General features: G+C 61.5%; 19 protein-coding genes. 9 read left to right on the top strand and 10 right to left on the bottom strand.

Annotated elements, in window-relative coordinates; translation table 11 throughout:
- The 4 genes from ACFHYO_RS14975 to ACFHYO_RS14990 all read right to left on the bottom strand — a co-directional run.
- A partial coding sequence (locus ACFHYO_RS14975) for an FAD-dependent monooxygenase (RefSeq protein ID WP_394321439.1) occupies positions 1 to 885 on the bottom strand: 885 nt, incomplete at its 3' end.
- Positions 886 to 910: 25 nt separating this feature from the next.
- Positions 911 to 1321 (bottom strand): MerR family transcriptional regulator, encoded by a 411-nt coding sequence (locus ACFHYO_RS14980; protein ID WP_394321441.1) that lies wholly within the window; start codon positions 1319 to 1321, stop codon positions 911 to 913.
- A gap of 137 nt (positions 1322 to 1458) precedes the next feature.
- Complete coding sequence (locus ACFHYO_RS14985) at positions 1459 to 4110, bottom strand: heavy metal translocating P-type ATPase (RefSeq protein WP_394321443.1); 2652 nt, start codon at positions 4108 to 4110, stop codon at positions 1459 to 1461.
- Positions 4111 to 4237: 127 nt separating this feature from the next.
- Positions 4238 to 4627 (bottom strand): ArsR/SmtB family transcription factor, encoded by a 390-nt coding sequence (locus ACFHYO_RS14990; RefSeq protein ID WP_272019963.1) that lies wholly within the window; start codon positions 4625 to 4627, stop codon positions 4238 to 4240.
- Positions 4628 to 4969: 342 nt separating this feature from the next.
- On the opposite strand from ACFHYO_RS14990, the gene ACFHYO_RS14995 reads away from it, so the two are divergent.
- Positions 4970 to 5236, top strand: a complete 267-nt coding sequence (locus tag ACFHYO_RS14995) for a glutaredoxin family protein (RefSeq protein ID WP_080620526.1) — start codon at positions 4970 to 4972, stop codon at positions 5234 to 5236.
- A complete protein-coding gene (locus ACFHYO_RS15000; RefSeq protein WP_394321445.1) occupies positions 5236 to 6264 on the top strand; it encodes a 2Fe-2S iron-sulfur cluster-binding protein in 1029 nt (342 codons plus the stop codon). The genes ACFHYO_RS14995 and ACFHYO_RS15000 overlap by 1 nt, the downstream gene beginning before the upstream one ends.
- A gap of 165 nt (positions 6265 to 6429) precedes the next feature.
- Here the strand turns inward: ACFHYO_RS15000 and copM are convergent, their stop codons facing one another.
- The gene (gene copM / locus ACFHYO_RS15005) at positions 6430 to 6822 is read right to left on the bottom strand and encodes a CopM family metallochaperone (protein ID WP_272019965.1); all 393 of its coding nucleotides are present in this window, start codon (positions 6820 to 6822) and stop codon (positions 6430 to 6432) included.
- A 14-nt stretch (positions 6823 to 6836) separates the two neighbouring features.
- Complete coding sequence (locus ACFHYO_RS15010) at positions 6837 to 7031, bottom strand: heavy-metal-associated domain-containing protein (protein WP_272019966.1); 195 nt, start codon at positions 7029 to 7031, stop codon at positions 6837 to 6839.
- 164 nt (positions 7032 to 7195) lie between these two features.
- Here ACFHYO_RS15010 and ACFHYO_RS15015 point away from each other — a divergent pair, with 164 nt between their 5' ends.
- Entirely contained in the window at positions 7196 to 9925 is a 2730-nt protein-coding gene (locus ACFHYO_RS15015; RefSeq protein WP_394321448.1) for a heavy metal translocating P-type ATPase, read from the top strand.
- A gap of 61 nt (positions 9926 to 9986) precedes the next feature.
- Entirely contained in the window at positions 9987 to 10436 is a 450-nt protein-coding gene (gene cueR / locus ACFHYO_RS15020; RefSeq protein ID WP_394321450.1) for a Cu(I)-responsive transcriptional regulator, read from the top strand.
- A 90-nt stretch (positions 10437 to 10526) separates the two neighbouring features.
- On the opposite strand, the gene ACFHYO_RS15025 is transcribed toward cueR, so the two are convergent.
- A complete protein-coding gene (locus tag ACFHYO_RS15025; RefSeq protein WP_394321452.1) occupies positions 10527 to 11711 on the bottom strand; it encodes an MFS transporter in 1185 nt (394 codons plus the stop codon).
- A gap of 116 nt (positions 11712 to 11827) precedes the next feature.
- Here ACFHYO_RS15025 and ACFHYO_RS15030 point away from each other — a divergent pair, with 116 nt between their 5' ends.
- The 4 genes from ACFHYO_RS15030 to ACFHYO_RS15045 all read left to right on the top strand — a co-directional run bounded on the left by ACFHYO_RS15030 (position 11828) and on the right by ACFHYO_RS15045 (position 15868).
- Entirely contained in the window at positions 11828 to 12103 is a 276-nt protein-coding gene (locus tag ACFHYO_RS15030; RefSeq protein ID WP_064790834.1) for a metal-sensitive transcriptional regulator, read from the top strand.
- A gap of 17 nt (positions 12104 to 12120) precedes the next feature.
- Complete coding sequence (locus tag ACFHYO_RS15035; RefSeq protein WP_394321454.1) at positions 12121 to 12882, top strand: MauE/DoxX family redox-associated membrane protein; 762 nt, start codon at positions 12121 to 12123, stop codon at positions 12880 to 12882.
- 21 nt (positions 12883 to 12903) lie between these two features.
- Complete coding sequence (locus ACFHYO_RS15040) at positions 12904 to 13407, top strand: DUF305 domain-containing protein (protein ID WP_394321456.1); 504 nt, start codon at positions 12904 to 12906, stop codon at positions 13405 to 13407.
- Between the two features lie 64 nt (positions 13408 to 13471).
- Positions 13472 to 15868, top strand: coding sequence for a heavy metal translocating P-type ATPase (locus ACFHYO_RS15045; protein ID WP_394321458.1), 2397 nt, complete (start codon positions 13472 to 13474; stop codon positions 15866 to 15868).
- Positions 15869 to 15892: 24 nt separating this feature from the next.
- Here the strand turns inward: ACFHYO_RS15045 and ACFHYO_RS15050 are convergent, their stop codons facing one another.
- From ACFHYO_RS15050 to ACFHYO_RS15060, 3 genes are all read right to left on the bottom strand, one after another.
- Complete coding sequence (locus ACFHYO_RS15050) at positions 15893 to 16237, bottom strand: ArsR/SmtB family transcription factor (RefSeq protein WP_394321459.1); 345 nt, start codon at positions 16235 to 16237, stop codon at positions 15893 to 15895.
- A gap of 45 nt (positions 16238 to 16282) precedes the next feature.
- A complete protein-coding gene (locus ACFHYO_RS15055) occupies positions 16283 to 17317 on the bottom strand; it encodes a cation diffusion facilitator family transporter (RefSeq protein WP_394321461.1) in 1035 nt (344 codons plus the stop codon).
- 277 nt (positions 17318 to 17594) lie between these two features.
- A complete protein-coding gene (locus ACFHYO_RS15060; RefSeq protein ID WP_394321463.1) occupies positions 17595 to 17804 on the bottom strand; it encodes a heavy-metal-associated domain-containing protein in 210 nt (69 codons plus the stop codon).
- Between the two features lie 383 nt (positions 17805 to 18187).
- Here ACFHYO_RS15060 and ACFHYO_RS15065 point away from each other — a divergent pair, with 383 nt between their 5' ends.
- Positions 18188 to 18547 (top strand): LysR family transcriptional regulator, encoded by a 360-nt coding sequence (locus tag ACFHYO_RS15065; RefSeq protein WP_394321465.1) that lies wholly within the window; start codon positions 18188 to 18190, stop codon positions 18545 to 18547.
- The last annotated feature ends 9 nt before the right edge of the window (positions 18548 to 18556 follow it).

Below are 18556 nucleotides of genomic sequence, written 5' to 3' on the forward strand. Positions count from 1 at the left end.
ACAAAGGTCGATGACCTGCTGCCGTGGAAATGGAACGGGTAGCCCTCGGGCCGGACGCTTACGATGCACGTCATCCCAAGAGCGGATCTCCTTGAAGCGGTCCGCAGGCAAAGGTGCGACCTCGGCAATCCTTGCGCGAAGCGCACCAATTCCGCCGTCCTTCAGCGCGTCGACGGTCCCCTTGGTGATGACGTAGCCGCACTGCCAGTAGTCGCCCCTGTCGATCAGCACCAGCCCCTGTCGCGGACCGGCATGGCTCATCGCTTGCTGGGGATCGCCGGCCTCTTTCGAGACCTTCATCCATAGAATATCTGTGGCCGCGCCAAAGCTCTGAACCTCAAGTCCCGCAGCCTTGCGGGTGGCGGAATTGCGTCCGTCGGCACCGATTACGAGATCGGCATCAAGAACCAGATTGCGGTCTCTCTGGCGAGCATTCAGGCCGACAACTCGACCTGCTTCCCAACGGAGAGACGTTATCTCGGTCGACATCAGCAAGCGGAAGCGAGGAAATTCCGCTGCCTTCCGTGCCAGAAAATTCAGGAAATCCCATTGGGGCATGAAGGCGATGAACTTGGCGCGCGTCGGCAGTTTGGAGAAGTCTGCGATCGTGACCTTGCGTCCTTCGATCTCAGCGTGGAGCTGATAGGCTTTCTGATGGGGAAGCGTGAGAAGTTCGTTGAGATAGCCAAGCTCGTGCATTGCTTCGAGTGTCGAAGGATGGATGGTATCTCCACGAAAATCGCGCAGGAAGTCCCGGTGCTTCTCGATAACCGTTACGTCGACCCCGGATCGGGCCAGAAGGAGTCCGAGCATCAGGCCGGCCGGTCCCGCCCCCACGACGACGCAGCTCTGGCTCCCTTCCAGATTAGAATAAAGGTATCTCAACTCCATACCTCCTGTCGTTTCGAGGCTAGTGGAGCGGCTTATCCGTATGATCTGTCGCCGTGCTGCCGCAATAGGGCGCGTCGTCCCCATCGCTCTCGCCTTCGGCGACCCGCTTGATCACCTTTTCAAGGTCTTCCAGTTGAGCGATCTTCTCCTCGACGGAAGCGAGCTGCTGTTTTGCGATACGGAGTGCCTCGGGCGAACGCGAGGCCGAGACGTCGGCTAGATGAAGCAGATCCCTGATCGCATCGATGTCAAACCCGAGATCCCGCGCCCGGCGAATGAACAGTAATCGTTTGACCGCATCATGATCGTAGCGTCTCTGATTGCCCTTGTTCCGCAAGCCCTCGGGCAAGAGACCGATCTGCTCGTAATAGCGGATCGTTGGAATCTTGACCCCCGTGATCTGGGAGAGTTCGCCGATGCCCAGGTCCATGGCTGTTGTCCTTTCTGAAGGGTGGTGCGAGTTCATGAATGGGTTTTCCGAGCGCGATGTTCGCGGTTGCTACGATTGGTTCCAGCCGGGCAAAGCCGCCCGTCAAATTTGACGGACGGCTTCTTCGACGGGAGGGATCAGTAGCTCTCGGCTGGTATCAGGGGGCGTGAAGACGTGCCGTCGTCACGTTCGTCGTCGGTCGACTTCGCCCCCTTGAAGCGCAAGAGCCGGAGCGCATTCAGCGTCACGATCGCCGTGGCGCCGGTATCGGCGAGGACTGCGATCCAGAGGCCGGTGATCCCGAGGACGCTGGTGACAAGAAACAGGCCCTTCAGCGCCAAAGCGAAGACGACGTTCTGATGGATGTTGGCCATTGTCGCACGGGACAGCGCCACAAGATGGGCAACGTCCGTCACTCGGCTCTTCAGCAGGGCGGCGTCCGCCGTCTCGATTGCCACGTCGGTTCCGCCGCCCATGGCGATCCCGACATCGGCGGTTGCGAGCGCAGGGGCATCGTTGATTCCATCACCGACCATAGCCACCTTGGTCGTTCGTTTCATCTCGTTCACGAGATCGAGCTTGTCCTGCGGCAGAAGCTCGGCGCTCCATTCGATACCAAGACCCTTGGCGATCGCCTGAGCGGTGCGCCGATTGTCGCCGGTCAGCATCACGGAACGAACGCCCATCGCTTTGAGCCGGGCAATCCCCTCGGGCGCGTCTCGCCGCGGTTCGTCGCGCAAGGCGATCAGGCCGATTGCTTCCCGCGTTCCCTCATCAAAGAGGACGGCAACGGTGTTGCCGCGATCTTCGAGCCCTTCGATTGCGCTCTGCTCGTGCTTACCGATCACTGCCACGTTCGCGGCATGGCTCGGGGAGCCGACGGCAAGGCGGCGCCCGACGACCGTGGCATGGACTGCCTTCCCGGCCGTCGCAGAGGCGTCCTGCGCCGGAGGGACCGCTATGCCGGAAGCCTCTGCTCGGTTGATGATCGCCTTGGCAAGCGGATGGCTGGAACCCGTCTCGACCGCTGCCGCCAATGCGATGACATCCTTCTCCTCGTTCTTGCCGAAGGCCACCGTTTCGGTGACGCGCGGCTTGCCCTCAGTCAGCGTCCCTGTCTTGTCGAAGGCGATAGCGTTCACCTTGCCGATGGTTTCGAGGGCGTTGCCGCCCTTGATCAGCAGGCCGCGGCGGGTGCCGACGGCAAGGCCCGAGGCGATCGCCGCAGGCGTCGAGAGAACGAGCGCGCAGGGACATGCGATCAGCAACAGCGCGAGGCCGCGATAGATCCAGGTGTCCCAATCGCCGCCCATCGCCAGTGGCGGCACGATGACGATCAGCGCAGCGATCAGCATCACGGCCGGGGTATAGTAGCGGCTGAAATTCTCGATGAAACGTGCGGTAGGAGCCTTGGCGGACTGAGCCTGCTCGACGAGCTGGATGATGCGCGAGATCGTGTTGTCGGCAGCGGCCTTTTCGACGCGAACCTTGAGAACGCCATCGACATTGATGGACCCGGCATAAATGCTCTCGCCCTTGGCTTTGGCACGCGGGACCGATTCCCCGGTGATGGGCGATTCGTCGAGGCTGGAAGTGCCTTGGACGATCTGTCCGTCGGCCGGCACTCGGTCGCCGGGCCGCACAAGAACAAGGTCGTTCACGCGCAAGGAAGTCGCTGGGACGCTACGCTGAGCGCCGCTGGGATCAAGCAGAATTGCGGTCTTTGGCACCAGCGACGCAAGGGCCTTTATGCCGGCGCGAGCGCGTCCGGCTGCAACGCTTTCAAGCAGCTCGCCGACCGCGAACAGGAACACCACCGCAGCCGCCTCTTCGGCCTCGCCGATCACCAAGGCGCCGATCGCGGCCACACTCATCAGTGTCTCGATCGAGAACGGCGACCCTGACGTCGCGAGGGCAAACGCCTTGCGGGCGAATGGCAGGACGCCTGCGACGACGGCGAGTGCAAAGATCCACTCTGCATAGAGGGGGATAAACTGGGCGATGAGGTAGGCCGAGCCCATCAGCAGACCGAGGCCGATGACGTGTTTGCCCTTGCGAGTCTGCCACCAGCGTTGATTGCGCATAGCTGGCGCGGGCGCAACGTCCACGGCGACGTCGGACGAAGACGAAAGTTCGCGTGTGTTGGTTACCCCGAAGCCGAGGCTCTTGATGGCCCTTTCGATGTCGGCAACCTTGGTGCCCGAGCCGGGAACCAAGTTGAGTTCAAGCATTTCGGTCGTGAAGTTCACGCGAATGTCGGAAACATCGGGCATTCTTGCAAGTGCGACCTCGATCTTGCCGACGCAACTCGCGCAATCCATGCCCTCGACCTGCATCGAGACATTGGGCGGTGATGTCAGATCTGTGCGCGAGACCGGCGTTTGCGCGAGCTGACCATGATCGTGGCCACCGCAGTCGCTGTGATCATGATGATGCGCATGGTGGTGATCGTGCCCATGATCATGCTCACCGGAGCAGCCGCTGTGGTCATGCCCGCTATGCGCTTCGGAATGCCGGGCGGGCGTCGATGGAATGACGGCGGGCGGTAGCTCGGTCACATCGAAGCCGAGCGCGCGGATCTTCCTGGCGATGTCGTTCGACGTCGTTGTGCTGGCCGTATCGCGGGAAAGCTGCAGCGTCTCGGTGGCAAAATTGACGGTAACGTCAGTGATGCCTCCCAGACGGTTCAGCGCAGTCTCGATCTTGCCGACGCAACTTGCGCAATCCATGCCCTCGACGCGAAAGCCCAAGCGCTCACCGCCGCTAGGTGCTGAAAGTCCCGTTGTCATTCCGATCTCCTTTCTCACCACGCGGTGGGCGCGTGCGCAGGCCCCGCACGGCCACGAAAGGAGTCAATACCACGATTGAACAACTATTCAAGCGTATGTTGATAGTATCGGCTTTCGCGGTTTCAGATCACTCCTCGGCGTGATCCTCGGAGATGTGCGTCGCCATGTCGTGGAGAACCTGACGGACATGCTCGTCGGCGATCTCGTAAAAGATCTGCTTGGCCTGGCGCTCGCCCTTGACGAGACGGGCACCGCGCAGCAGGCGCAGATGATGGCTGACCAGGGACAGGGACAGGTCGATTTTCTCCGCGATCTCGCCGACCGAAATCGGACCGGGCATGCAGCTCAGGAGGATTTTCAGCCGTGAGGGATCGCCGAGAAGCCGGAAGGTTTCCGCCAGGATCGTAACCTCGTTCTGCGAGAGCGAGGAATGGTCGAGGTGGCTGTGTGTCTCTGTTGCGCTCGGGGTTGCGGCCTCGGCCTGCTTTTCGACCCGTTTCGGTTTACCGGCAGTCATCAGCGATTTTCACCTGTGTCTTGAGGCGGTTCACGCCCGTTTGATGGCAACGTGTCGGCCACGTCGATTTGTCTCGTCCAATCTACCGGAAGGCTGCGCGATCTCAATGCGCAACAGGCCCGATACTTCCCGATCAGCGAGTCGGAGCGATCGTAGCCGGCACCACGTCAGTCTTCATCTGCTGATGTCGTCCTGCGCCTCGGAAATTTCCACCCCGGAGCAAGAACAGCCTTGACCTTACAAGCGCTGGAAGCCGCACGCTGACGGCAATCCACTCTTCCGGGAGGCCGTTTGACGGTCTGCCGGAAGCCAATCCACGTCTAAAGCAAGAAGGGCAAGGACATGCCAGAAGCCAACACGCCACACATCCTCATCTATACGACGCCGACCTGCCCGGACTGCCACGCACTCAAGCGTTGGCTGGCCCAGCAGGGTCTCGCCTATGAGGAGCGTGACCTGACCGACCCCAAGATCGCCGAGGAGGCAAAGGCACGCACGGGTGTCAGGGTCGCTCCTATCACAATCGTAGGGTCGGAAGTTTTCTACGGAACCTTCCCAAGCCAGAAGCCGGGACTCGTCAAGGCTCTAGGTTTGACCGGGAGTGCATGATGACGAACAGGTTCGTTGATATTCGGCAGGCACGGGTCAGTCTGGAGGTCCAGGAGGGACAAACCATCCTCGATGCGGCACTTGCCGCAGGCATACCTTATCCCCACGGCTGCCGTTCCGGCCGCTGCGGCTCGTGCAAGTCACGTCTGATCGAGGGCGAGGTGGAACTGCTCCAGCATTCTCGCTTCGCCCTCAGCGAGGAAGAGAAGGCCGACGGCCTGATCCTGGCATGCCGTGCGGTGCCGCAGACCGATGCGGCAGTCGCCTGGCTGGGCAGCGATGACGATGATGCGGTTGAGGCTCCTCAACGGGTGGAGGCCATCGTGTCCGGCCTTGATGACCTTACCCACGACATCAAGCTGGTGCGAATCTCGCCTGTGGATGGCTCCCCGTTGCTCTTCACGGCCGGACAGTATGCCCAGGTCGGATTCGATGGTGTGCCCGCGCGCAGCTACTCCATGGCCAATCGTCACGGCGACGACAGCCTCGAATTTCACATTCGCAAGGTTCCGGGGGGCGTCACGTCACAGCACGTCCATGACGCGCTGAAAGCCGGCGACAAGGTGACGCTCGAATTTCCGCTAGGCTCCTCCTACCTCCGTCAGCATCATTCCGGCCCGATCCTGTGCGTCGCCGGCGGTTCCGGTCTGGCGCCGATCAAGTCGATCGTGGAAACAGCCCTTGCACACGGCATGAAGCAGCCGATCCATGTCTACTTTGGCGCACGCGGCGCGCGCGACCTCTATCTTGTCGAGCATTTCGAGGCGCTGGCGGACCGTCACAACAACCTCAGCTTTACGGCTGTCCTGTCGGATATGCAGGCAGCACGCCATCGGCATGGCTTCGTGACCGATGCGGTGGCCGAGGATCTCGCCGACTTCGACGGGTGGAAAGCCTATGTTGCAGGTCCGCCCCCGATGGTCGATGCGGCGATGGACGTGGTTTTTGCGCGGGGCCTGCGTCCCGAAGACATGCACGCCGATGTTTTCTTCACGCCGGAAGAGCAAGTGGCGGCGACGGTAGAGTGATCTGCCGCGGTCCGAACCCGCCAGTGACAAAAAGCCAGCCGCGAACGACTTCGCGGCTGGCTTTTCATGAGCCGTTTCAAACTTGACAGCCTGACCCGGTATGGGCGACCTCGCAGAATGCCCCCAAATTTGGGGATCTGCGAGGCGATGTCGCGGATGCGGTTCTTATTGCCCGCGCGCGGTGAGCCATTCCTGCATCATGGCGATCTCGCCTTCCTGGGCGGAGATCACGTCCTCGGCCAGTTTACGAACCTCAGGGTCGGTGCCGTATTGCAGAACGACCCGCGCCATGTCGATCGCGCCTTGGTGGTGCGGGATCATGCCGCGCATGAAGTCGATGTCGGCGTCGCCGGTGAAGTCGACTGTCATGTCGGCGTGCATACGGTTATTGGCTTCGATGTAAGCCTGTGTGGAAGGGTTGTCGGAGGCCGGCATCGAGTGACCCGGCATGTCGTGGCCTTGCATTGGGGTATCCGTGTTCAGTTGGCTTTGTGCGATGGCGAGGCCGGCGCTGATGGCGAGTGCGCCGCCAATGAAGATCGGGGTCAGCTTGTGCATGATCTTGCTCCTGTTCAATTCACGGTCGCCGGATACCCAGCCTCTTCGAGAACCTGCTGAAGGGCTGCCGGGGTTGCGGTCGTCTCGACCTTGACCGTCCGCTGGGCGGGGTTGGTGTCGATCTTGGCGGTCGGATCGACCGACTGGATCGCCTTGGTGACGGACTTGGCGCAACCGCCGCAGGTCATGCCTTCAATCTTGAGTTCCATGAGCGTTCTCCTTTGGGTTCGGTTCTCATGGTCCTCAAGTTAGGGTTTCCAACGATGGGAAGGTCAAGAGGAAACGAAAAGGAATTTTTACCCTTGACCTTCCCATCGTTGGAAGGAGCATATCAGTGTCCGAACTCGAATTCTGACTTAGAAAGGAGGCGGCAATGGATGCCCCTGTTCGAGCTGCGGACAAGACGAATGCAGCAATTTCTCTGCCTATCGAGGGCATGACCTGCGCATCCTGCGTCGGTCGTGTCGAGCGCGCCCTGAAGGCCGTCCCCGGTGTCGCCAACGCGGTCGTCAATCTGGCGACCGAGAAGGCTAGCATCACGACGAACGACACGGTTGATCGCATGGCGCTCGTCAAGGCGGTCGAAAATGCTGGCTATGAAGTGCCGGCCAGCTTCAGTGCGCCGAAAGCTGCCCTCCTTGAGGTGCCGATCGAAGGCATGACCTGCGCTTCTTGTGTGGGGCGGGTGGAAAAGGCCCTCAAGGCCATCCCCGGTGTTGCCAATGCCGTGGTCAACCTCGCTACCGAGAAAGCCAGCATCACGACGAGCGGCCCGGTGGACCGAGCGGTCGTCGTGAAGGCCGTGGAGGACGCAGGCTACGCGGTTTCGGCAAGTTTCACCGCACCGGCGGCGGCTTCGCTTGAGGTCGCGATCGAGGGCATGACCTGCGCCTCCTGCGTCGGACGTGTCGAAAAGGCGCTCAAGGCCGTGCCGGGCGTCACCAACGCCGTCGTCAACCTCGCCACCGAGAAGGCCACCGTCCAGGGAACCGCCGATGCTGCGGCCATCGTCGCGGCAATCGCGAACGCGGGCTACGAGGCCAAGGTGATCGCGGCGGTGAACGGGGCGGGCCAGGCCGAGGTCGATGATCGCGCCGAGAAGAAGGAAGCCGAACGTCGGGAACTGACCCGCGATTTCACCATCGCGGCGGTTCTGACCGCGCCGGTCTTCATCCTGGAGATGGGGTCGCACCTCATTCCGGGCGCGCACGACCTGATCGCCGCGACCATCGGGATGCAGAACAGTTGGTATCTTCAGTTCGTGCTGACGACGCTGGTGCTGTTCGTGCCCGGCATCCGCTTCTATGACAAGGGCCTCCCGGCGCTCTGGCGGCTGGCTCCCGACATGAACTCGCTGGTCGCCGTCGGCTCGCTCGCCGCCTACCTCTATTCGCTGGTGGCGACCTTCGCGCCGGGCTTCCTGCCTGCCGGGACGGTGAACGTCTATTATGAAGCCGCTGCGGTCATCGTCACCCTGATCCTGCTCGGCCGGTTGCTCGAGGCCCGCGCCAAGGGGCGCACTTCGGAAGCGATCAAGCGGCTGGTCGGACTTCAGGCCAAGACCGCGCGTGTCCGCCGCGACGGCAAGACGGTCGATCTGCCGATCGATTCGGTGCTGTCCGGCGACATCGTGGAGGTCCGCCCCGGCGACCGCATCCCGGTCGATGGTGAAGTCATCGAGGGCGAAAGCTATGTCGACGAGTCGATGATCACCGGCGAACCGATCCCGGTTGCCAAGACGAGCGGCAGCGAGGTCGTGGCCGGAACCGTGAACCAGAAGGGCGCCTTTGCGATCCGCGCCACGGCGGTCGGCGGCAACACCGTGCTGTCGCAGATCATCCGCATGGTCGAGGAAGCCCAAGGCTCGAAGCTGCCGATCCAGGCGCTGGTCGACAAGGTGACGATGTATTTCGTGCCGGCGGTCTTCGCCGTCGCCGCGCTCACCTTCGCTGCATGGCTCTATTTCGGCCCGTCGCCCGCGTTGACCTTCGCGCTGGTCAATGCCGTCGCAGTGCTGATCATCGCTTGCCCCTGCGCCATGGGTCTGGCAACGCCGACCTCGATCATGGTCGGCACCGGCCGGGGCGCGGAGCTGGGCGTGCTGTTCCGCAAGGGTGAAGCGTTGCAACTGCTGAAGGACGCGAAGGTCGTGGCGGTCGACAAGACCGGCACGCTGACCGAAGGCAAGCCTGCCCTGACCGACCTCGAACTCGCCGCCGGCTTCGACCGGACGACGGTGCTGGGTCTGGTCGCGGCCGTCGAAGCCAAGTCGGAACACCCGATTGCCCGCGCCATCGTGGATGCGGCCGAGGCGGAAGGCATTGCGCTGCCCGCAGTGTCGGACTTCGAGTCGGTCACCGGCTTCGGCGTGAAGGCCGTGGTCGACGGCAAGCGTGTCGAGATCGGCGCGGACCGCTACATGGTCGAACTAGGCCATGACGTGGCGGGCTTCGCCAAGGTCGCCGAACGTCTGGGCAACGAGGGCAAGTCGCCGCTCTATGCCGCGATCGACGGCAGGCTGGCGACGATCATCGCCGTGGCCGACCCGATCAAGGAGACGACGCCGGCGGCGATCAAGGCGCTGCATGACCTCGGCCTGAAGGTGGCGATGATCACCGGCGACAACAAGCGCACGGCCAAGGCCATCGCGGCTCGCCTGGGCATCGACGAGGTGGTGGCGGAGGTGTTGCCGGACGGCAAGGTCGACTCGATCCGCCGGCTCAAGGCCGAGCATGGCAAGGTCGCCTTCGTGGGCGACGGCATCAACGACGCTCCGGCGCTGGCCGAGGCGGATGTGGGTCTCGCCATCGGCACGGGCACGGACATCGCCATCGAGGCGGCGGACGTGGTGCTGATGTCGGGCAGCCTGACGGGCGTGCCGAACGCCATCGCGCTGTCCAAGGCGACGATCGGCAATATCCGGCAGAACCTGTTCTGGGCCTTCGCCTATAACACGGCCCTGATCCCGGTCGCCGCAGGTGCGCTCTATCCGGCCTACGGCATCCTCTTGTCGCCGGTCTTTGCCGCCGGCGCCATGGCCCTGTCGAGCGTCTTCGTCCTCGGCAATGCGCTCCGGCTCAAGACCTTCAAGGTCCAGGGCTGATGGAACCAGACAGCCGATCCTATATTCAGGGTCGGCTGTCCTTACATACGGGAGATTGTTCATGAATATCGGACAGGCAGCAAAGGCATCGGGCGTTTCGGCCAAGATGATCCGCTACTACGAGCAGACAGGTCTCATCCCGGCTGCTGATCGGAAGGACTCCGGTTACCGCGACTATTCGGATACCGATGTCCACATGCTGCGCTTCATCCGCCGCGCGCGCGACCTCGGTTTTTCGGTGGCCGAGATCGGTGACCTGCTCAACCTCTGGCGCGACGCGACGCGACAGAGTGCAGAAGTGAAGCGCTTGGCGCAGGGCCATATCGACGCGCTGGAGAGGAAGATCGCGGATATGCAGGACATGGCCCACACGCTCACCATGCTGGTGAACGCTTGCCAAGGGGATCATCGGCCGCATTGCCCGATCCTGCAGCGCCTTGAGACCGATCAGGACGATGAAGATCTTTCGATCCGGCCTCGGTCCGGCGCGGTCAATCGCTCGCTGCAATAACCGCATGCCCAAGCAGCCTTTCGGCTGCGAGGGCGCAGAGCGAGGACCTGACCCGGTGCATCCCCGCCAAAATGGCGGGGACATTGCGTTTCAGGCTTGCGGTTTGCGTGCCGCTTGCCAGAGCAACGGCACGAGGATCAAGGCGACCGGCGGAAACAACAGCCAGTTGATCGCCGCCCATCCCGAGTTGTGCAGGACGCTGCCTGCCAGAAACGAGACGGCGGCGGTCGTGCCGAAGACCATGAAGTCGTTTGCGCCCTGCGCCTTGGCGCGCTCGCCCGGCGTATGGCAGTCCGTGACCATCGCCGTCGCTCCGATGAAGCTAAAATTCCAGCCGATGCCCATGATGGCCAGAGACCCCCAGAAATTGATTAGCTCAAGCCCGGCCAGCGCGACGATGGCCGAGACGGCGATGAGCAGCATCCCCGCCGCCGTCACACGCTCCTTGCCGAAGCGTGTCATGAGGCGGCCGGTGACGAAGCTCGGCGCGAACATCGCCAGTAGATGCCACTGGATTCCGAGTGCTGCGCTGTCGACCGAATGGCCGGTATTGACCATCGCGATCGGTGCGGCCGTCATGACGAAAGCCATGAGGCCGTAGGAGACGACGCCGGCCGCGACGGCAAGCATGTAGCGGGGCATCATCAGGATATGGATCAGGGAACGGCCGGAGCTTTCCGACGCGGATTGCGAAGCGGATTGCGGCGTGCGCAGCATCAACAGAATCGGGATCGACAACAACGGAAGCGCCGCCTGGCTGAGGAAGCTGCCGACATAGGGGGTGCCGGGGAAGGAATCGCGTGTCCAGATGACGAGCTGCGGACCGATGACAGCCGCGATCAGCCCACCGACCATCACCCAGGAGATTGCTCGTGCCTTCAAAGTGCCTTCGGCAGCATCGGCGGCAGCGAAGCGATAGCTTTGGACGTAGGAACCGTAGAGACCGGCGGTAAAGCAGCCGACGCAGAACAGCAGGAACGACGATACGAAGATGCCAAACGCCGCGATGAGTCCCGCTGCGAGGCCGAACAACGCGCCGAACAGATAACCGCCACGGCGCCCCCAGGCGCGCATGACGAAGGCGGCGGGCAGCGTGCCGATTGCGAGGCCGAGACCGAAGAGACTGACCGGCAGCGTCACCCATGCGGGGTTGTCGGCAAGCTGCTGGCCGACCAGGCCGCCGAGCGACATGACGATCGGCGCGCTCGATCCTCCGAGCGCCTGCGCGGCAGTAAGGACGGTGATGTTGCGCCGGACAGTTACCGTATCGTCCATTGGACCTCCCACGATTATTTGCTTCGACGTTGACATGCCGGCAAAACTCTTGGGTTTTGCGGAAACCAAACTTTTGCTCTAACGTATATATACCCATACCGGGTAGGGGTAGCTGGATGTGCAACAAAAATTCCAAGCAGATCATCGCGTCGCTCAACCGGATCGCCGGGCAGGTTCGCGGTGTCGGCCAGATGGTCGAGGACGAGCGATACTGCATCGACATTCTCAACCAGATCCACGCGGTTAAAGCCGCGCTCTCCAAGGTGGAGAACCAGGTGTTGCGATCGCATGCCGCCTGCTGCGTCGAGGAGGCGATCGCATCGGGCGATGCAGACCTTCAGCGCGCCAAGTTCAATGAACTGGTGGAGGTGTTCGCGAAAGCGAAACTTTAGATCGAAGGGATCAGACTATGGCGACTCATGCAGCCAAACGCGCCGAACTTCATCGAATGGTGATGGAAAACCATACCTGCCCCTACGGGTTGAAAGCGCTCGATCTGCTCAAGCGGGAAGGCTACGAGGTCGACGATCACCATCTGACGACCCGCGCCGAGACGGACGCCTTCAAGGCAAAGCATGATGTTCAATCGACGCCGCAGACCTTCATAGGCGGCAAGCGGATCGGCGGTTACGATGATCTCGTCCGGTTCTTCGGCGGCAAGGTCGAGGACAAGGATGCCGTTACCTACAAGCCGGTGATCGCGCTGTTCGCGATGGCTGCCCTAATGGCTTTGGCCGCGAGTTGGGCGGCGTTCGGGAACCTCGCGACGGTCCAAGCCGCCGAATGGTTCATCGCCATCGCGATGTGTCTTCTTGCCCTTCAGAAGCTGAAGGACGTGGAAGGCTTCGCCACCATGTTCCTGAACTACGACCTTTTGGCGCAGCGGTGGGTCCGATACGCCTACATCTATCCCTTCGCGGAGGCCCTCGCCGGCATCCTGATGATGGCCGGCGCGCTGATGTGGCTGTCGATTCCTGTCGCACTGTTCATCGGCGGCATCGGCGCGGTCTCGGTGTTCAAGGCGGTCTATATCGACAAGCGCGAACTGAAATGCGCCTGCGTCGGTGGTGACAGCAACGTGCCGCTCGGCTTCGTCTCGCTCACGGAAAATCTCATGATGATCGGCATGGCGATCTGGATGATCTTCAAGCCGATGGGCATCGGTCACTGACAACCGTGAAAGGATAGCCAGATGGCAAGCGATCACACGGCCCATGGCGGGCATTCCGGGAATAGTCACGGCTCCCATGGCCGTCCCTATCTGATGTTCTGGATCAACATGATCCTCGGCCTCGTCGTGATGTATGTCGTGATGTTTTCGATGATCGACGGCTGGGGCGACTTCCGGAACAATCTGAACATGCTTTACATGGCGATAACCATGTGGGCGCCGATGGGCATTTTCATGCTGGCGACGATGCCGGGCATGTTCCCGAACCGTAGGGCGAACATTGCCCTGTATGTGCTTTTCGTCGTCCTCACCCTGGGATCATTTTGGGCGACTCGATCCCAAGCCATGATCGATGACCGCCAGTTTATCGACTCGATGATTCCGCATCATTCGGGAGCCATCTTGATGTGCAGGGAGGCCAACCTGTCGGACGCCGAACTTCTGGCGTTGTGTGAAGAGATTGAGGTCGCCCAGCGTCGCGAGATCGAGCAGATGCAGGCGATTGCTGGCCGGCTGAACGATTAGTCGGGGCTTGGTTCGCATGCGGTGGCAACGTGCATGCGGGAGATAAGGGAAGCGGAGGCTTACTATGGTTCACGACCATAACCATCATCACGGCGCCGGCCATGCCCATAACAAGGGGCACGGTGGCGGATCGGGCCATCACACCACGAACGCGGAGGCAAGCGATACTGTGAAGGACCCCGTTTGTGGGATGTCCGTGGACCCCACAACGGCCAAGCACCGAGCGCAATACCAGGGCGCGACGTATTATTTCTGCTCCGAGAACTGCCAAACCAAGTTCATGACCGATCCCGGCAAATATGTCGGACCATCGGAACCGGCCGAGGCAGTGGCGGTGCCAGAGGGCACGATCTTTACCTGTCCAATGCACCCCCAGATCCGTCAGGTCGGCCCAGGATCTTGCCCGATCTGCGGGATGGCGCTGGAACCCGAAATGCCGACGGCCGAAACCGGACCCAGTGCGGAACTGGTCGACATGACTCGACGGTTCTGGGTGGGTGCCGCGCTTTCTGTTCCGGTAGTCTTCCTTGGGATGGGCAGCGAACTTTTCGGCTTGCATCGCTACATTCCTGGGCAGATCAACAACTGCCTGCAACTCATACTGGCGACGCCGGTGGTGCTGTGGGCAGGCTGGCCGTTCTTTCAGCGCGGCTGGGCGTCCGTGGTGAACCGATCGCTCAATATGTTCACGCTCATCGCGATGGGCGTAGGCGTTGCCTGGATTTACTCCGTGGTGGCAACGCTCGCCCCCGACCTGTTCCCGGAAACGGCGCGGATGATGGGAGACACCGTTGCGGTTTACTTCGAGGCGGCCGCGGTGATCACGGTGCTGGCGCTGCTCGGCCAAGTGCTGGAGCTACGCGCGCGCGAACAGACCTCGGGCGCGATACGCGCGCTTCTTGACCTGGCTCCGAAGACAGCCCGACGTATCCGGCCAGATGGCACCGACGAGGAGGTGGCGGTCGAGCATATTGCCGTCGGCGACAAGCTTCGTGTTCGCATGGGCGAGAAAGTTCCGGTGGATGGGACGGTGCTGGAGGGGCGTTCGGCCGTCGATGAATCGATGATTACCGGCGAATCCATGCCGGTCACGAAAGAGCCGGGTGCAAAGCTCATCGCCGGGACCATCAATCAATCTGGCGCTCTGGTCATGGATGCGGCGCGCATTGGTCGCGATACCATGCTTTCGCAGATCGTCCAGATGGTGGCGCAGGCGCAGCGGTCCCGCGCCCCGATCCAGCGCTTGGCAGACCAGGTGTCCGGTTGGTTCGTTCCACTGGTCATCGTTATCGCCTTGATCGCTTTTGTGGCCTGGTCCCTTTTTGGCCCGGAACCCCGGTTGAGCTACGGCCTGATTGCGGCCGTTTCTGTTCTCATCATCGCCTGCCCTTGCGCCCTTGGCCTTGCAACACCGATGTCGATCATGGTTGGCGTCGGCAAAGGCGCCAATCTCGGATTGCTGATCAAGAACGCCGAGGCGCTCGAAAGGTTGGAGAAGATCGATACCCTTGTGGTCGACAAGACCGGCACGCTTACGGAGGGGAAACCGGCCGTCACGGCCATCGTTCCGGTCGATGGGCGGAGCGAGACGGAACTTCTTCAAGCCGCGGCGAGCCTTGAACGTGCGAGCGAACATCCGATTGCACAGGCTATTGTCCGTGCCGCGGTGGAGAAGCAGCTCGCACTGTCGGAACCCTCGGACGTCGACTCTCCTGTCGGTCGGGGAGTCTTGGGAACCGTCGCCGGTCAGCGCGTGCTGATCGGTAGCGCCAAGTTTTTGGAGCTGGAAGGCGTTCAGCCGGGCGCAGCGGCGATCGAGGCGGACGCCATTCGCTCACGCGGGGCCACCGCCGTCTTGGTCGCCATCGACGGCCGGCCCGCCGGCGCCATCGGCGTGGCCGATCCCATACGATCCACTACGCCTGCAGCGCTGGAAGCCCTCCGAAAGGACGGCATCCGCGTGGTCATGATGACTGGTGACAATAAGCTCACGGCTCAGGCGGTGGCAAAAGAGCTGGGCATCGCCGATGTGGAGGCCGAGGTGCTTCCAGAACGCAAGAGCGAGGTTGTTACACGTCTTCGCAAGGAAGGCCGTATCGTCGCCATGGCGGGCGATGGGGTGAATGACGCCCCAGCGCTTGCGGCTGCCGATGTCGGCATAGCGATGGGCGGAGGAACGGATGTCGCCATGGAATCCGCGGGAGTCACGCTGCTAGGCGGTGACCTATTGGGGATCGTGAAGGCGCGTCGCCTGTCGGGAGCGACAATGCGCAATATCCGGCAGAACCTGTTCTTCGCATTCTTCTACAACTCTGCAGGCGTGCCGGTGGCGGCCGGGTTACTGTATCCCGTGATGGGGCTGCTGTTGTCACCGGCGCTTGCCGCACTGGCCATGGCGCTCTCTTCGGTCAGCGTCATTGCCAACGCTTTGCGATTGAGAACTACCAAGATCGACATTTAGTGTCACAGGCCAGCGAAGGGCTGCTCAAGAACGAGGACCGATGATGTCGCGTTTTGGGTCGCCTTCCCTTTCCTCACGCGCATGCGAGAGCATGTCGAGCAGGACGTCACCGACATGCCTGTCGGTGACCTCATAGAACATCTGCTTCGAGTGGCGAACGCGCGTCACCAGCCGCGCGCCACGGAGAAGGCGCAGGTGGTGGCTAACGAGTGACTGGGATAGCTCCAGCGCCTCGGAAATATCGGTCACGGATTTCGGACCGTCTTCGCAGTGCAGGAGAATCTTCAGCCTGCTGGGATCACCCAGCAGGCGAAAGGTTTCAGCCAGAAAGTTCAGCTCTTGGGACGAAGGGGCTTCTGCGGTGTTCACGTCGAACCTTCCCGATCAACTGAGTGAACCATCAGGCGCGGCGGATCAGTGGGAATGACCCGCATGGGATAGCGCCGCGGTGTTCGGCTCCTCCAAGGTGCAACTGGCTACTCCGTCCCAGTCGATGCCGATCGTCGGGTGTTCGATCTTGAACTTCGTTTTCAGTTCGGCCTCGACCTGTTTCATGACGCTGCGAACATCGACGCCTTCCATCGGCTGCACCTGAAGCGTCGCCAGCACACGACCGGAGGTCAGCGACCAGACGTGGATATGGTTGACGCTCTGGATACCCGGAACGGTCTTGAGAAGATGCTCGGAAATCTTGTCGGCGCCGGCGTTGTCTGGTGCACCTTCGAGCAGGATATGCAGAGTGTTCTTGAGCAGGCTCCATGCACTGCGCAGGATCAGCAGAGACACGAATACCGACAGGATGGGGTCGATAGGAGTCCAGCCAGTATACCAGATGACGACTGCGGCGACGATCGCACCCACCGAGCCGAGCAGGTCGCCCATGACGTGCAGGACGGCGCCCTTGACGTTGACGTGTTCGGAATCTCCGCGCGTCAGATACCAAAGCACGAAGAGGTTCACGAGCATGCCGATGATGGCTACGACGAACATCGAGCCAGCGAGGACCGGCTGAGGTTCCTGGAACCGTTCGATAGCCTCATAGACGATAAAGCCGACGATGCCGAATAGGGTAAGGGCGTTGACCAGGCCGGCAATCACCTCGAAGCGGGCATAGCCGAAGGTGCGCTGGCTGTCGGCGGCCCGCCGACCGAGGCGGAAGGCGACATATGCGAGGCCGAGCGCGATTGCGTCGGTGAGCATGTGGCCGGCATCGGCAAGCAGCGCGAGCGAACCGGAGATCACACCGCCGACGGCCTCGACGATCATGAAGGTGAAGATGATGAAGAACGAAATGAGGATTTTGCGCTCGTTGTCCTTCGTGACTGTCGGGACATGCGAGTGGTCATGATCGTGATCGTGACCATGATCGTGGCCGCCGCCGTGGTTATGGTCGTGCTTGGAGTGGTCGTGACCGTCATGGTCGCTGTGGGAGTGTGATGAGTTTGCCATTGCTCGTTTCCGGTTGCATCAAGTCAACACTTGAATAGTTGTTCAAGTGTATGTCTGTCAACCTGCTGTGCGATTTTTTTTGCATCTGCCCGGAGCCTCTAGGACCGACGGACCGTGACGGCGCACAGGGCAATACCGACGCTTTCGTCGTTGAAGATCTGGCTGATCCTAGAAATCAAAAGGGCAGCCCGAGGACTGCCCATTTCGACACCGCAATGAGCCTGGGGACACCTACGGGAGCAGTTTGGCGCTCGCGATCAGTGGGCAGGAGGTAGTATCAGGCGGCCGCCGGGGCGCCTTCGGCCGGGTAGCCCGCCTCGGTGAGAACGGCACGCAGGTCCGCCTCGGTCGCAGATGATTCAACACGGACCTCACGCTTGGGCGGATCAGTCTCGATCTTCGCGGCGGCATCGACGCTTTGCAGCGCCTTGGTTACCGACTTGGCGCAACCGCCGCATGTCATGTTGGGAACGGTGAAGAGATACATGGAGGGCTCCTTGATTTGAGTCCTCTGGAAAATGGGGCTTTCCACCGTTGGAAGGTCAAGGGGCAAAATTCAGAAACTTTCTGCTTGACCTTGCCACCGTTGTAAGCCGCAAGCATCCGCCATGCCAAGACCGCAATCCTCAAGCGCCACGGGCTCGTTTTGAGACTTCGGCATCTTGAACGGACGGTGGCATTGCCTCTCTCGATCATCTCTCTTCTTCATGCAAATATTGAACAGTTGTTTATGTGTTCAAATGTTGTATGATCTGGCTATGACCCGCTACGCGCGATACGTCTCGTCATCGCGTGAATGCTCGACAATCGGAGAAGGACAGTTGGCTTGCCTATGGTCCGAGAGCATATGATCCGGACGGCGGCTCTCGGATGAAGGAGACCGCCAAGTTCCCTGACTCCATCGAGCTTCGTCACCTTCGCTACTTCATAGCCGCTGCCGAACATGGCAGTTTCCGCAAGGCAGGGAGTTCGTTAGGTCTATCGCAATCGGCAATCAGCCGTTGCATCGCCGATCTCGAAGACAGGATGGGCGCGTCCCTCTTTCACCGGCACGCATGGGGCGTGTCGCAGACCTTTGCGGGGCAGCGTTTCCTTCACCGCGCGCGTCGGGCTATCAAGACAATAGACGAAGGCGCTCACGAAGTTGCCGCCGCAGGACGATCCGAGCAGGGACGAGGGCAGTGTCCCGGGTGGTGGTGTAGGAGGCCGCGCGCGGAGCCTTCGGCGTAGCGCAGCGCG

The organism is Paracoccus panacisoli, assembly GCF_042435015.1.
GTDB lineage: Bacteria > Pseudomonadota > Alphaproteobacteria > Rhodobacterales > Rhodobacteraceae > Paracoccus > Paracoccus panacisoli.

What these genes read in the sequence shown, in the direction of transcription:
- ACFHYO_RS14980 (WP_394321441.1), bottom strand. Translation starts at nt 1,321, where the DNA reads ATGGACCTGGGCATCGGCGAACTCTCCCAGATCACGGGGGTCAAGATT.
- ACFHYO_RS14985 (WP_394321443.1), bottom strand. Translation starts at nt 4,110, where the DNA reads ATGACAACGGGACTTTCAGCACCTAGCGGCGGTGAGCGCTTGGGCTTT.
- ACFHYO_RS14990 (WP_272019963.1), bottom strand. Translation starts at nt 4,627, where the DNA reads ATGACTGCCGGTAAACCGAAACGGGTCGAAAAGCAGGCCGAGGCCGCA.
- ACFHYO_RS14995 (WP_080620526.1), top strand. Translation starts at nt 4,970, where the DNA reads ATGCCAGAAGCCAACACGCCACACATCCTCATCTATACGACGCCGACC.
- ACFHYO_RS15000 (WP_394321445.1), top strand. Translation starts at nt 5,236, where the DNA reads ATGACGAACAGGTTCGTTGATATTCGGCAGGCACGGGTCAGTCTGGAG.
- copM (WP_272019965.1), bottom strand. Translation starts at nt 6,822, where the DNA reads ATGCACAAGCTGACCCCGATCTTCATTGGCGGCGCACTCGCCATCAGC.
- ACFHYO_RS15010 (WP_272019966.1), bottom strand. Translation starts at nt 7,031, where the DNA reads ATGGAACTCAAGATTGAAGGCATGACCTGCGGCGGTTGCGCCAAGTCC.
- ACFHYO_RS15015 (WP_394321448.1), top strand. Translation starts at nt 7,196, where the DNA reads ATGGATGCCCCTGTTCGAGCTGCGGACAAGACGAATGCAGCAATTTCT.
- cueR (WP_394321450.1), top strand. Translation starts at nt 9,987, where the DNA reads ATGAATATCGGACAGGCAGCAAAGGCATCGGGCGTTTCGGCCAAGATG.
- ACFHYO_RS15025 (WP_394321452.1), bottom strand. Translation starts at nt 11,711, where the DNA reads ATGGACGATACGGTAACTGTCCGGCGCAACATCACCGTCCTTACTGCC.
- ACFHYO_RS15030 (WP_064790834.1), top strand. Translation starts at nt 11,828, where the DNA reads ATGTGCAACAAAAATTCCAAGCAGATCATCGCGTCGCTCAACCGGATC.
- ACFHYO_RS15035 (WP_394321454.1), top strand. Translation starts at nt 12,121, where the DNA reads ATGGCGACTCATGCAGCCAAACGCGCCGAACTTCATCGAATGGTGATG.
- ACFHYO_RS15040 (WP_394321456.1), top strand. Translation starts at nt 12,904, where the DNA reads ATGGCAAGCGATCACACGGCCCATGGCGGGCATTCCGGGAATAGTCAC.
- ACFHYO_RS15045 (WP_394321458.1), top strand. Translation starts at nt 13,472, where the DNA reads ATGGTTCACGACCATAACCATCATCACGGCGCCGGCCATGCCCATAAC.
- ACFHYO_RS15055 (WP_394321461.1), bottom strand. Translation starts at nt 17,317, where the DNA reads ATGGCAAACTCATCACACTCCCACAGCGACCATGACGGTCACGACCAC.
- ACFHYO_RS15060 (WP_394321463.1), bottom strand. Translation starts at nt 17,804, where the DNA reads ATGTATCTCTTCACCGTTCCCAACATGACATGCGGCGGTTGCGCCAAG.
- ACFHYO_RS15065 (WP_394321465.1), top strand. Translation starts at nt 18,188, where the DNA reads ATGAAGGAGACCGCCAAGTTCCCTGACTCCATCGAGCTTCGTCACCTT.